This window comes from Streptomyces californicus (assembly GCF_000717645.1).
Classification (GTDB): domain Bacteria; phylum Actinomycetota; class Actinomycetes; order Streptomycetales; family Streptomycetaceae; genus Streptomyces; species Streptomyces californicus.
Genome location: NZ_JNZZ01000017.1, coordinates 1 through 12,877, shown reverse-complemented (window position 1 = coordinate 12,877; position 12,877 = coordinate 1). Strand labels below are relative to the sequence as shown.

The 12,877-nt window shown below is 74.0% G+C and carries 9 protein-coding genes and 1 pseudogene; 6 read left to right on the top strand and 4 right to left on the bottom strand.

The genetic code is table 11. The annotated features are described in order from the left end of the window. The first annotated feature begins 10 nt into the window (after window positions 1-10). The 5 genes from glyA to IF19_RS0122400 all read left to right on the top strand — a co-directional run bounded on the left by glyA (window position 11) and on the right by IF19_RS0122400 (window position 6,803). Window positions 11-1,270 carry a serine hydroxymethyltransferase gene (gene glyA, locus IF19_RS0122420; RefSeq protein WP_030117218.1) on the top strand — a complete coding sequence of 420 codons (1,260 nt, stop codon included), beginning with the start codon at window positions 11-13 and terminating at the stop codon, window positions 1,268-1,270. Between the two features lie 162 nt (window positions 1,271-1,432). Next, window positions 1,433-2,818: an L-serine ammonia-lyase gene (locus IF19_RS0122415; RefSeq protein WP_030117219.1), complete on the top strand. Its 1,386-nt coding sequence runs from the start codon at window positions 1,433-1,435 to the stop codon at window positions 2,816-2,818. A gap of 174 nt (window positions 2,819-2,992) precedes the next feature. Next, on the top strand, window positions 2,993-3,265 hold the full coding sequence (locus IF19_RS0122410) for a hypothetical protein (RefSeq protein ID WP_030117220.1): 273 nt from the start codon (window positions 2,993-2,995) through the stop codon (window positions 3,263-3,265). Beyond that, window positions 3,262-3,654 (top strand): type II toxin-antitoxin system VapC family toxin, encoded by a 393-nt coding sequence (locus IF19_RS0122405; RefSeq protein ID WP_030117221.1) that lies wholly within the window; start codon window positions 3,262-3,264, stop codon window positions 3,652-3,654. The genes IF19_RS0122410 and IF19_RS0122405 overlap by 4 nt, the downstream gene beginning before the upstream one ends. Window positions 3,655-4,043: 389 nt before the next feature. Next, window positions 4,044-6,803 (top strand): helix-turn-helix transcriptional regulator, encoded by a 2,760-nt coding sequence (locus IF19_RS0122400; protein ID WP_030290077.1) that lies wholly within the window; start codon window positions 4,044-4,046, stop codon window positions 6,801-6,803. Between the two features lie 119 nt (window positions 6,804-6,922). Here IF19_RS0122400 and IF19_RS0122395 read toward each other — a convergent pair whose 3' ends face one another. Continuing rightward, complete coding sequence (locus IF19_RS0122395) at window positions 6,923-7,243, bottom strand: hypothetical protein (RefSeq protein WP_030117226.1); 321 nt, start codon at window positions 7,241-7,243, stop codon at window positions 6,923-6,925. A 618-nt stretch (window positions 7,244-7,861) separates the two neighbouring features. Between IF19_RS0122395 and IF19_RS0122390 the strand changes: the two genes are divergently transcribed. Then, on the top strand, window positions 7,862-9,061 hold the full coding sequence (locus IF19_RS0122390) for a S1 family peptidase (protein WP_030117227.1): 1,200 nt from the start codon (window positions 7,862-7,864) through the stop codon (window positions 9,059-9,061). 311 nt (window positions 9,062-9,372) lie between these two features. On the opposite strand, the gene IF19_RS0122385 is transcribed toward IF19_RS0122390, so the two are convergent. The 3 genes and pseudogenes from IF19_RS0122385 to IF19_RS0122375 all read right to left on the bottom strand — a co-directional run. Continuing rightward, entirely contained in the window at window positions 9,373-11,514 is a 2,142-nt protein-coding gene (locus IF19_RS0122385) for an ATP-binding protein (protein ID WP_030277872.1), read from the bottom strand. Continuing rightward, on the bottom strand, window positions 11,511-12,215 hold the full coding sequence (locus IF19_RS0122380; protein WP_030117230.1) for a Pvc16 family protein: 705 nt from the start codon (window positions 12,213-12,215) through the stop codon (window positions 11,511-11,513). Before IF19_RS0122380 ends, IF19_RS0122385 begins: the two co-directional genes overlap by 4 nt. Beyond that, window positions 12,212-12,877 (bottom strand): annotated as a pseudogene (locus IF19_RS0122375) (hypothetical protein); the annotation flags it as partial. The pseudogene IF19_RS0122375 and the gene IF19_RS0122380, both read right to left, overlap by 4 nt.

The window sequence follows — 12,877 nt, the reverse complement described above, 5'->3', positions numbered from 1 at the left end:
GGACCCCCTGATGTCGCTTCTGAACTCCTCCCTCCACGAGCTGGACCCGGACGTCGCCGCCGCCGTCGACGCCGAGCTCCACCGTCAGCAGTCCACCCTCGAGATGATCGCCTCGGAGAACTTCGCTCCGGTCGCCGTCATGGAGGCGCAGGGCTCCGTCCTCACCAACAAGTACGCCGAGGGCTACCCGGGTCGCCGGTACTACGGCGGTTGTGAGCACGTCGACGTCGTCGAGCAGATCGCGATCGACCGGATCAAGGCGCTGTTCGGCGCCGAGGCCGCGAACGTGCAGCCGCACTCGGGCGCCCAGGCGAACGCCGCCGCGATGTTCGCGCTGCTGAAGCCGGGCGACACGATCATGGGCCTGAACCTGGCCCACGGCGGTCACCTGACCCACGGCATGAAGATCAACTTCTCCGGCAAGCTCTACAACGTGGTCCCGTACCACGTCGACGAGACCGGTGTCGTGGACATGGAGGAGGTCGAGCGCCTCGCCAAGGAGTCCCAGCCGAAGCTGATCGTGGCCGGCTGGTCCGCCTACCCGCGCCAGCTCGACTTCGCCGCCTTCCGCCGTATCGCGGACGAGGTCGGCGCGTACCTGATGGTCGACATGGCGCACTTCGCGGGCCTGGTCGCGGCCGGGCTGCACCCCAACCCGGTGCCGCACGCCCACGTCGTCACCACCACCACGCACAAGACCCTCGGCGGTCCGCGCGGTGGCGTGATCCTCTCCACCCAGGAGCTGGCCAAGAAGATCAACTCGGCGGTCTTCCCGGGCCAGCAGGGCGGCCCGCTGGAGCACGTGATCGCGGCGAAGGCGGTCTCGTTCAAGGTCGCGGCGGGCGAGGAGTTCAAGGAGCGCCAGCAGCGCACCCTGGACGGCGCGCGCATCCTGGCCGAGCGCCTGGTCCAGCCGGACGTCACCGAGGTGGGCGTCTCCGTCCTCTCCGGCGGCACCGACGTGCACCTGGTCCTGGTCGACCTGCGCAACTCCGAGCTGGACGGCCAGCAGGCCGAGGACCGGCTCCACGAGCTGGGCATCACGGTCAACCGGAACGCCATCCCGAACGACCCGCGTCCCCCGATGGTCACCTCGGGCCTGCGGATCGGCACCCCGGCGCTGGCCACCCGCGGCTTCGGCGCCGAGGAGTTCACGGAGGTCGCGGAGATCATCGCGTCCGCCCTCAAGCCGTCGTACGACGCGGACGACCTCAAGGCCCGCGTGGCCGCGCTGGCCGAGAAGTTCCCGCTGTACCCCGGCCTGAAGTAGCACCTGGCCTGCGGTTCCGCGCATCTCGACGGGGCGCCGCGCACACTGGACGAGTGAGCGCGGTGCCCCGAAGCTTGTCCCCCGCCATCCCTCTTGCCCCCGCTTGTCCCCGCACCACCCCGGCAGACAACGGCGTCTTCCCACCCCCCAAGGAGTCCTCCCGTGGCCATCTCGGTCTTCGACCTGTTCTCGGTCGGCATCGGCCCGTCCAGCTCCCACACGGTGGGGCCGATGCGCGCCGCCGCCATGTTCGCGCGCCGCCTGAAGAACGAGGGGCTGCTCGCCCACACCGCCTCGATACGGGCCGAGCTGTACGGTTCCCTCGGCGCGACCGGCCACGGGCACGGCACGCCCAAGGCGGTCCTCCTCGGCCTGGAGGGCGAGTCGCCCCGGACCGTGGACGTGGAGTCCGCCGACGGCCGGGTCGAGGAGATCCGCTCCACCGGGCGGATCAACCTGCTGGGGATGCACGAGATCCCGTTCGCCTTCGACGACGACCTGGTCCTGCACCGCCGCAAGGCGCTCCCGTACCACGCCAACGGCATGACGATCCTCGCGTATGACACCGAGGGCACGCCGCTCCTGGAGAAGACGTACTACTCGGTCGGCGGCGGCTTCGTCGTCGACGAGGACGCGGTGGCCGGGGAGAACCCGATCGTCCCGGACGACACGGTCCTCAAGCACCCCTTCCGCACCGGCGACGAGCTGCTGCGGCTCTCCCGCGAGACCGGCCTGTCCATCTCCTCGATGATGCTGGAGAACGAGCTGGCCTGGCGCACCGAGGCGGAGATCCGCTCCGGGCTGCTGGACATCTGGCGCGTCATGCAGGCGTGCGTCGCGCGCGGCATGTCGCGCGAGGGCATCCTCCCCGGCGGTCTCAAGGTCCGCCGCCGCGCCGCGAACTCGGCCCGCCAACTGCGCGCCGAGGGCGACCCGCAGGCCCACGCGATGGAGTGGATCACCCTCTACGCGATGGCCGTCAACGAGGAGAACGCGGCGGGCGGCCGCGTCGTCACCGCCCCCACGAACGGCGCGGCGGGCATCATCCCGGCCGTCCTGCACTACTACATGAACTTCGCCTCCCACGGCTGCACCGAGACGGAGAAGGAGGACAGCGTCGTCCGCTTCCTCCTCGCGGCGGGCGCGATCGGCCTCCTCTTCAAGGAGAACGCCTCGATCTCCGGCGCCGAGGTCGGCTGCCAGGGCGAGGTCGGCTCGGCCTGCTCGATGGCGGCCGGCGCCCTGGCCGAGGTCCTGGGCGGCTCCCCCGAGCAGGTGGAGAACGCCGCCGAGATCGGCATGGAGCACAACCTGGGCCTGACCTGCGACCCGGTCGGCGGCCTCGTCCAGATCCCCTGCATCGAGCGCAACGGCATGGCGGCGGTCAAGGCGGTCACGGCGGCGCGGATGGCGCTGCGGGGCGACGGCAGCCACAAGGTCTCCCTGGACAAGGTCATCAAGACCATGAAGGAGACCGGGGCGGACATGAGCGTGAAGTACAAGGAGACGGCGCGGGGCGGGCTCGCGGTGAACATCATCGAGTGCTAGGCGGATGGGCCCCGGCCGGTGTGCGCGTCCTGTCGCGCCGACCGGGGTCCTTCTCCCACGGGAGATGCCGGGAGCCCCTCGTACACGCGGGGTTCCTGGCGGTTCCCACCGGTGAGGCAGCGGGGAGAGCCGCACACTCCCCCCAATAACAAGAGTCTTGTTAAACTCTGGCCCATGGCCATCTCTCCAGCGCCCGGCGAAGGACCTGTCCGGCCCGTATCGGTATCGCTCCACGAAGGCACCATCGCCGCCCTCAAGGCGCGTACGGGCAAGCGGGGCATGTCCGCCTACGTCGAGTCCTTGATCCAGCGCCAACTGGAACGCGATCGCCTGCGCGAACTCATCGAGGACGCGGAAGCCGAGCACGGCCCGGTCGATCAGTCGGCAGTGGCAGCCAAACGCGCGCTCCTGCGTGGTGAGACGGCCGGCTCTGCGGACGCCGCGTGAGCGGCACACTCGTCCTGGACTGCGAGGGCCTGTCACAACTGGTGCGTCGCGCACCCGAGATCACCGAGTGGTTGACGGCAGCCGAGGCCGAAGACATCCGCGTCGTCGCCAGCTCTGTCACTCTCGTTGAAGCACGCGACCCCAGGATCAGCCAGGCCCGATTCGACTACGCCGTCTCCCGGGTGAACATCGTCCCGCCCACCGAGGCCGTCGCCCGCCATGCGAGCAAGCTGCTGGCCGCGGCCGGACTGCACGGCCACAAGTACGCCCTCGACGCCATCGTGGCCGCCACCGCGCTCACCTCACCGGCCCCCGTGACCGTCCTGACGTCGGACCCGGAGGACCTCCTGATGCTCTGCGGGCCCGGTGTCCGCGTCATCAAGGTCTGAGAACTGTTCGCACGGTGCGCTCGGAGCCGTGCCCTTGGCCGGCTCCGGCCGTGCGCCGGGGTGGCCGCGGATTGATTGCGTATCCGTGAATCCGTCCCCTCGGATGTTGCGGGGCGCCCGGTGGCGTAGCTTCGGGCGGCGGTGACCGGGTCTGCGGGAGACGTTCCGAGCGCACCGTTCTCCGGGGTCCCAGCCCGGGGGGCACCGCGCCCCGTCGTTCCGGCGGTCGGCCGGGCGTGCTTCCGCTGCGCGCCGCAGGCCGGCGGGGCTCCCGCGGGCCCGGCGCCCACGTCGTGCGAGCGATCGTGGTCCGGCGGTGGCGGGTGGCCCGGCGAGCGGGCACTGTGGGTGTCCGGGGGCCGCGGGACGACGGAGAGCGAGGCGGCGGCGTGATCGAGTCGGGTGGTGCCGCCGTGCGGTCGCTCGCCCGCGCTCTCGCCGACCGGGACGCCGATCCGGTGCTGCTGTTCGTCGAGGGCACGGCGGGGCTGGGCAAGAGCCACCTGCTGCACGGCCTGGCCGCACTGCCCGAGGCGGCGGAGGCGGCCCGTGTGTGGTGGCGGTGCGGGGGCGACGGCGGGCCGTGGGCGCGGGAAGAGCCCTGGCGGGAGCCGGCCCTGCTGCTGGTGGACGACGTCCACCGCGCGGACGAGGACGAGCTGCGGCGGCTGCGGCGGGTGCTGGAGGCGTTGGGGCCGGGCTGCGCGGCGGCGGTGGCCCACCGGCCCGAGGAACTGCGCCTGCCCGGTCTGCCGCTGGGCGCTCCGGCGATGGCCCACCCGTACCGGCTGACGGTCCTCACCGAGCGGCTCGCCCCCTGGGACGAGGAGCGCGTCCGCCGGGCCGCCGGGGAGGTGCTGGGCGACGGCGCCTCCACGGACGAGGCGGCACGGGCGTTGTACGAGCGGACGGGCGGGGTGCCCCGGGCCGTCGTCGATCTGCTGGCACTGCTGCGCGAGCGGCGCCCCGCCTTCGCCGGAGCGGCCGCCGAGGTGGCCGCCGCCGGGGTCCCGGCCCGGTCGGCGGAGCTGGTGCTGAGCCGTACCTGTGCGCTGGCCCCCGCCCACCGGCCGCTGGTCTGGGCCGCCGCCGTCCTCGACGCGCCCGCCGCCCGCGACGACCTGATCGCGGTGGCGGGGCTCGGCACCGTACCGGGGAACGAGGCGCTGCTGCGGGCCCTGGAGTGCGCGGCCCTGACGGAGGCGGCCGAGGGACGTTACGGCTTCGCCGTCCCGGTGGTGGCCGAGGCCGTACGGGAGACCGTGCCCGGCCCCGTACGCCAGGACCTGCACCGCCGGGCCGCCGCCGCGCTCAGCCGGTCGCAGCCGGTGGCCTGGGCCGCCGTGGCCGGGCACCACCGGGCGGCCGGCGAGGACCGGAAGTGGCTCAGGGCGGTGGAGAAGGCGGCCGAGTCGGCGGCCGCCTCCGGCCGGTACCAGCAGGCGATCACCCTCCTGGAGGGGACGCTCGCCACCCCCGGCCTGCCCCCGTGGGCCCGCGCCCGGCTGGCCCCACTGCTGGCCCGCAACGCCGTGACCGGGCTGCGTTCGGACCAGACGGTGGAGGTGCTCGCGCAGATCGTGCGGGACGCGGACCTTCCGCCCGCCGTGCGCGGGGAGCTGCGGCTCGACCTGGGGCTGATGCTCTGCAACCAGATGGGCCGGTTCACCGACGGCTGGCAGGTCCTGGAGGTCGCCGCCGACGAACTGCGCGAGGTCCGCTCCCCGCTGGCCGCCCGCGCCATGGCCGCCCTGGTCATGCCGTACTGGCCGGGCGCCTCCCTCGACGTGCACCGGCGGTGGCTGGCCAAGGCCGTGGCGGCGGCCGACGACAGCGGCGACGAGGCGATGCGTACGGCGGTGCTGGCCAACCACGTCGGCCTCGCGATGAGTGGGGCCGACCCCGACGCCTGGGAGCTGGTGGCGCGGCTGCCCGTGCAGAGCACGGACCCGGCCTCGGCCCGGCAGGCGGCCCGGGGGCTGTGCAACGCCGCCGACTCCGCCGTCTGGCTCGGCTTCTACGGGCGGGTGGACGGACTCCTGGCCGAGGGGCGCGAGCTGGCGGCGCGCAGCGGGGCGCCGTACACCGAGCACAGCGCCTCGGGGACGCGGCTCCTCCACGCGTGGTGGACCGGCCGGTGGGCGGGGCTGGCCCGCAGGTGCGAGGAGTTCGTCGCCGCCACGGCGGACATGCCGTTCATCGCCTCCGACGCCTACATCGTCCGCGGGCTGCTCGCCCTCGCCCAGGGCGACTGGGGCGAGGCCAGGTCGTGGCTGTCCCAGCGGGGCACGTTCGGCACGGAGAACCTGCCGGTCCCCCTGGGGGCGACGGCGGCCGGCGCGGTGGTCCGCCTGCTGCTGGCCCGCCAGGAGGTGGCGGCCGCGGCGGACCGGGCGCGGGCCGCCTGGGCGGTGGTGGCCGACAAGGGTGTGTGGCCGTGGGCCGCCGAGCTCGCGCCGTGGGCCGTGGAGGCGCTGGCGCGCGCGGGTGACACGGCGGGGGCGCACACCATGGTCCGGGAGTTCGCCCGGGGCTTGGGGGACGGCTGCGCGCCCGCCGCCCGGGCCGCGCTGACCTGGAGCCGGGCGGTGCTGGCGGAGGCGGAGGCGCCTGCCGAGGAGCGGCCGGGCGCGCTGTCGGCCGCTGCGGACGCCTACCGCGAGGCTGCGGCGGCGTTCGCGGAGCTGCCCCGGCCGTACAGCCGCGCGCTGGCCGCCGAGGGCGCGGCGCGCTGCGTCCTGGCGGCGGACACGTTGACGGCGAAGGGGGCGGAGGACGGGGCCGGTGGTGGCGATCGGGCGGCGGAACCCGTCGCCTCGGCCGTCGCCGAGCTGGAGTCCTGTGCGCAGGTCTTCGCCGACCTGGGAGCCGTCTGGGACGCGACCCGGGCCAGGGCCCTGCTCCGCACCCGGCAGCCCGCCCGGAGGGGCCGGCCGCCGGGACGGCCCTCGCACACCGACCAGCTCTCGCCCCGGGAGGCGGAGGTCGCCCAGCTCGCGTCCTCCGGGCTGACCAACCGGGAGATCGCCGCGACCCTGCATCTCTCCCCCCGGACGGTGGAGCAGCACATCGCCGGCGCCATGCGGAAGACGGGCGCGCTCTCCCGTCGCGATCTCGCGCACCGGCTGGAGCCGGACGGGCCGTCGTGAGGGCAGCCGCGCCGGGTGGGGGCCGGGCCCCTGTGCGGGCGGCCGTACAGAGCCGGCCGCCCCGCGCGCCGTACCGCCCGGGTCCACCCGCCTTCGGCCGCCGTCGGCACCGTGCGCTGTCAGCGCCATCCGTCCCGTAGCGGCAGCGGGGACCGGCAGGTGCGGAAGCCCCGGTCGTGCTCCCAGACGGCCACCGTCGCGGCCTTCCAGTCGAACACCCATCCGGATCGGACCCCGCGCGCACCCCAGCCGTCCGGACGGCGGCGCGGGAGGTCGAAGCCAGCCCGCTGGGCGGCGACCGCCGCGTCGCACTCCTCGCGCGCGATGCGCAGGGCATCGGCCCCGGTCTCGGCGGCCCCGGTGAAGACGTGCAGGCCGCACCGCTCCGGCTGCACGGAGTTCCGGGTGGGGACATTGACCTGGAAATAGAGCTCGGCCATGACGCCATCTCCTCGGTGTCGCGGTTACCTGCCCTATCGGGGCGGCTGCGGCGTACGTGCGCCGACAGAGCCGTTCTCCCCCGCGTGTCGATCCACCGCTGACAGGTCCTCCCACCGTACGAATCGGCCCGGGACCGCAATATCCGGTGGACCCGGATTACGTATACGTATTCCGGTGCTCGGCGCCCCGCAGTAAACGAGATGCGGGCGCCCACCTACGCAGGAGAAAACACGCTCCCCGTAATTCCGCGGCTTCGTCGCGGCGTGTACTCAGGGGCGTCGCGCAGGGGTGGAGCACGCGTCGTTCACGCAGGTGGGAGGCTGTTCAGTCGTCATCGTGCACCCTGCCGCCCGGCGGGGGCCGACACCCGCCCGCGTGCCTCTCATTGACGTCTCGTCAGGGAACTGCGAGGCGCTTTCCATGCCTCCGCCACTCCCGGAAAACATTCTTCCGCACGCATCTTGAAGTTCCTTCAGCCGCTGCGTAATAGTTCGGCCCACGGCGAGTTCGGAACTCTCCGTCAGGCGGGAACCCCACGCTGTCGGGGCGCTGTTGGCGCCTTCCGGCGGTGTACCCCCCATTTCCCGGTTTCCGCCTGTCATCCGGAAGGAATCAGCGTGCGCAACTCTCGTAAGTTCTGTCTGGCCGCGGCTGGCGTCGTGCTCTCGGCCTCCGCAGTCCTGAGCACCCAGACCATGGCGCAGGCCCAGGACGCGGCGTCGACCCCGCGCTACCAGCCCGAGATGGTCCAGGCGTTGGCCTCCTCGCTCGGTGTGAGCGAGAAAGCGGCCGTGGAGCGGCTGGACCGGCAGGACGCCCAGCAGGCCACCCTCGCCGGCCTGCAGAAGCGCGGCATAGCCGGCGACGGGGCGTTCTTCGACGCCTCGGGCGACCTGACCGTCAACGCCGGTGACACGGCGGAGGCCGCGGCGATCGAGAAGGCCGGTCTCGAAGCGCGGGTGCCCGCCCGGGGCCAGGCCGAGCTCGACAGGATCAAGGCGGAGCTGGACCGGGCCGCCGCCGACAAGACGCCCTCCGGCGTGGTCGCCTGGGCCGTGGACCTGCCCTCCGACACGGTGACGGTGAAGGTCAACAACGAGCGCGGCGCGGCGGCCAAGGCGTTCATCGCGAAGGCGGCCCGGCACGGGGCCGCCGTCAGGATCGAGCGCGGCCAGGAGAAGCTGGAGGCCAAGGCCGCCATCTACCCCGGCAGCAAGATGACGTTCAACAACACCAGCCAGTGGTGCTCCGTGGGCTACGGCGCCCGTGACAGCGCGGGCCGCCAGTACCTGGTGACCGCCGGGCACTGCGTCACCAACACCTTGCGCTACGACGGGGCCGCCTTCGCCCAGGGCTACAAGACCCGCTACGCGCTCGGCACCCGCAGCGTCGACATGGGCATCCTCACCATCAACTCGGGCCACTCCATCACCACCAGCGTCGGCACCTGGGGCAACAGCAACCCGGTCGCCGTCCGGGGCGGCAGCCGCGCCTCGTCCGGCGCCGCGATCTGCAAGTCCGGCGCCACCACGGGCTGGACCTGCGGCACGATCGGCTCGTACAACAACACCGTCACCTACGTCGACCTCAACGGCGGCCCGGACACGGTCGTCAGCGGTCTGGCCACCTCCAGCGTGTGCGTCGAGGGCGGCGACAGCGGTGGCGCGTACATCTCCGGGAACCAGGCCCAGGGCATGACCTCGGGCGGTCCGACCAACCAGAAGTGCACGGGCGGCGTCAACTCGCGCGGCTCGTCCTACTTCCAGCCGCTCGACGACGCCCTGCGCTACTACGGGCTGACGCTCAACACCAACTGAGCCGAGCGGTAGCAGGGGCAGGGGCCAGGGTCGGGACCAGGCCCGGAACGAAGGCGGGGGGCGCTCGCACCGTGCGCGAGGGCTCCCGGCCGCCCCGGACGCCTCGATCCCCCCGGTCGCCGCTGGACCAGCGGTGACCGGTCAGGAACGCGGCGGCGGCCCGCACCCCGGCCGTCGCCGCACCGCCTCGGGCATACCCGGTCGCGCACCGCGCACCACCTCGGCCGTACCCGGTCATGCACCGTGCACCACCTCGGCCGTACCCGGTCACGCACCGCACACCCCGAGCACGCCCCCGGCCCGTCGCCGCGTCAGCCGCGACGGGCCGGGGCGCGCTCCTTGCGCAGCCACGGGCCGAACTCGCTCTCCAGCACCAGCCGTCCCAGCTTGCGGTACTCCTGGAGCACCGCCGTGACGAGCTGGTCCATGTGCAGCGGGGCCTTCGCCTCGGCCGCGAGGTAGGCGGCGGTCACCGCGCAGGCCCGGATCGACCCCCCGGCCAGTTCGAAGCGGTCCGCGCAGAACTCCAGGTCGAGCGCGGCGTCGCGCGGGATCGCCGGGCCCAGGCAGCGGTCCCACAGCGCCAGGCGCTGGCGGGCGTCGGGCATGGGGAACTCGGCGATCACGTCGAGGCGGCGGGTGAACGCCTCGTCGAGATTGGCCCGCAGGTTCGTGGTGAGCACGGCGATGCCGTCGAAGGACTCCATGCGCTGGAGCAGGTAGGCCGACTCCATGTTGGCGTGCTTGTCGCGGGAGTCGTTGACCTGGGACCGCTTGCCGAAGATCGCGTCGGCCTCGTCGAACAGCAGGATGCCGTTGACGTCGGACGCCTCGGCGAAGACGCGCTCCAGGTTCTTCTCGGTCTCCCCGATGTACTTGTCGACCACGGTGGACAGGTCCACCACGTACAGCTCCATGCCCAGGTCGGCGGCGACCACCTCGGCGGACATGGTCTTCCCGGTGCCGGACTCGCCGGCGAACAGGGCGATGACGCCCCTCCCCCGGCCGCCGCCCGGCCGCATCCGCCACTGGCCGAGCACCGTCTCGCGGTGCCGGGCGCGCAGGGCGAGTTCGGTGAGCTGGGTACGGGTTCCCGGGGGCAGGACCAGGTCGTCCCAGCCGACACCGGGTTCGATGCGGCGGGCGAGCCGTTCCAGGCCCGCGCCGTTCTGCGCACGGACGGCGGCCCGGAGATCGTCCGGCGCGACCGGCCGGGGCCCGAGGGCGGCCAGCCGGGACGCGACGGTCGCGGCCCGCCGCAGCTGCCCCGCGTCGAGCCGGTAGGCGGCGGCCGACGCGACGAGGGCGTCGTCGGCGGTGGCGTGTTCGGCGGGCAGGCCGACCGCGCGGCCCGCTTCGGCGAGCGCGTTCCGCCACTGCCGGGCCGCCGCCTCGGGTCCCGGCGGCCGGACGGTGACGGTCACCGGGCTGTCGGCGGTCCACAGGGGGTCCCAGTTCTTCTTCCCGTACGCGATCAGGGGTGTGCCGCCGAGCGCCTCGGCGAGGTCGCCGAGCAGTCGGGCGCCCTCGGGGCGTTCCGGGGCGAGCGCTTCGAGCGGGCCGAGGACCGCTCCGGCCCGGCTGAGGCGCACCTCTGTCGCCAACGCCCGCACGAGTGGGCCGGGTTCGGGGTGCGCGGCGAGGGCGGCGATGTCGATGGCCAGCGGCCGGTGGCCGGACGCGGCCAGGGCCGCGACCGCGAGGCCGTGCGGATCGCCGCCCCGGTCGAGCAGGTGCACCAGCCCGCTGCCGGTGCCGAGGACGGCCGCGATCCGGGAGACCTCGGGACGCCCGTCGGAGTCCGGGGCGGGTACGGCTTCCCGGACGGTTCCGCGCAGCCGCCCGTCGGTCTCGTCGTCGCCGAGGAGGTGGGCCGCGACCCGGTCGGGTACGCGCAACATGCGCGAGAGCAGAGGGCGTTCGGCGTCGGCGATCTCCAACAGGCCGCCCGCGACGAGCGGGGCGGACGGGGCGAAGCGGAAGCGGCCGGAACCGGCGGCGGGCAGCCCGCACAGCTCCAGGGCGAGGCCGATGGTGGGGCGGCGGCGGGTCAGGTCGTCGTTGAGGTAGCCGTACAGCCGCTCGAACCGGGTGTCGATGTCGGGGGCCAGCGCGACCAGCAGGAGTTCGGCGTCCAGCGGCGCGAGGCCGAAGCGCTCGGCCAGTCCGGAGAGCCGGCCGCCCTCCGAGAAGGGCGGCGTCCCCACGTGAGCCGCCGACCCGTCCCCGTACGCCGGTACGGGGCTGAACGCGTTGCGGGTCTCCAGGACGCGGGCGGCGGCCTCGGGGGTGAGGTACTGGCCCCGGTAGGGGTCGTCGGGGTCCGGGTCGACGGCCCGGCGGGCGGCGACGGCCTCGCGGATCCGCTGCTCGACGCGGCCGAGCCGTTCCCAGAGCTCCCCGACCGCTCCCGAGTCGTGCTGTCCGGTGAGCTGTTGTGGTGCGAGGGTCATCGGGCCGTGTTCCCCCGCCTGCGTCGTCCGGGTGGCAGTCGTCGTTCCCGGGGCGCGGCGAAGCCCTGTCCTCCCGGGTCGGTGGCCCCGTCGTAGCGCAGTCGGCGGCCGGGGTCGTCGCCGCCGCCGTTCAGGTGGGGCGCGGCCTTCATCACGAGGCCCTCGGTGACGGGCGGGCCGGCCGGGAGCCGTTCCCCGGCCAGCGGGGCGAGGACGCGGAGGTCGATCCCGGCCTTCAGCTCACCGCCGAGCGCGGACCAGACGTCCGACGCGGCGGGCCCGCCGGAGCCGGGTCCGGCGGCCTCCAGCCCGACGGTCAGGCCGAGTTCGGCGAGGCTGCCGGTGTACAGCCGGGCGGGCAGGGTGTCCGCCCGGACGAGGGTGCGCAACACCTCGGAGAGCAGGCGGTGTTCGTCCTGAGGGCGGTTGGTCCAGGCGGTGACGAGGTAGGTCAGCTCGAACCAGCGCGGCGGGGTGCGCCACCCGGTGACCACGCCCTCCTCGTCATGGGTCTCCGCCGTGCCGGTGCGCCGCCGGCCCGCGTCCTCGCGGATGCCGTGCAGGAAGACGCTGATGGTGGGGGCGTTGCGGCGGGCGGACCAGTCCTTGGTGGGGGCGTCGAAGACCAGCTCGACGCCGCTGTCCTCCAGACCGGACTCGGCCAGCAGCAGCCGCAGCCCCTCGTCGACCTCGTGGATCATCGGCGGACCACCTCGTCGGGCGGGGTGATGGTGCCGAGCACCACGAGGAAGTCCGTCTTCACGGGGCTGAACCCGGGGCCCTTGGCGGTGATGGTGCGCGGCCCGGTCCGGTCCTTGGCCAGGATGAGCAGTTGGGCGATGAACGTGCCGTCGCCGAGCGGCCGGGTCGGGACCGCGGCGGCGGTGATGCCGGGCTTCCAGCTCAGGGTGACGGGCGTGCCGGGCGGGAAGTCCTTACCGCGTACGGAGGTGACGAAGCCGGGCTTGCCGACCTTGGGCACCGCGACGATGCGGGGCTGGAGGATGCGCAGCGGGATGCGGGAGACGTTGTCGCGGAGGTCGGCGTCGGTGCCGGTGGTGGTGAGTGACGCGGTGATCGTCGTACGCAGGGCCCGGTCGGGTGACAGGACGACGCTGATGACCGCGGACGCGCGGGGCGCGAGGTCGGGGAGCGTGCAGGAGCCTGCCGCGGTGCAGCCGGCCGGGAGCGGTCCGGCGGGGATGGCGCGAGGCAGGCCGAGGCCCAGCCGGAGGCCGGTGGCCAGGGCGTTCCTGCCGTTGCGCACGGTGTACGTCACCACGACCTTGCCGCCGACGTAGCCGGGGCTGGGCTGGGCCCGCACGGTGACGGCGGGTCCGGCCTCGGGCGCGGGCGGCGGGGC

Excerpts from the sequence above, each read along its gene's own strand:
- IF19_RS0122385 (WP_030277872.1), bottom strand. The coding sequence starts at position 11,514 with ATGACCCTCGCACCACAACAGCTCACCGGACAGCACGACTCGGGAGCG.
- glyA (WP_030117218.1), top strand. The coding sequence starts at position 11 with ATGTCGCTTCTGAACTCCTCCCTCCACGAGCTGGACCCGGACGTCGCC.
- IF19_RS0122395 (WP_030117226.1), bottom strand. The coding sequence starts at position 7,243 with ATGGCCGAGCTCTATTTCCAGGTCAATGTCCCCACCCGGAACTCCGTG.
- IF19_RS0122380 (WP_030117230.1), bottom strand. The coding sequence starts at position 12,215 with ATGATCCACGAGGTCGACGAGGGGCTGCGGCTGCTGCTGGCCGAGTCC.
- IF19_RS0122410 (WP_030117220.1), top strand. The coding sequence starts at position 2,993 with ATGGCCATCTCTCCAGCGCCCGGCGAAGGACCTGTCCGGCCCGTATCG.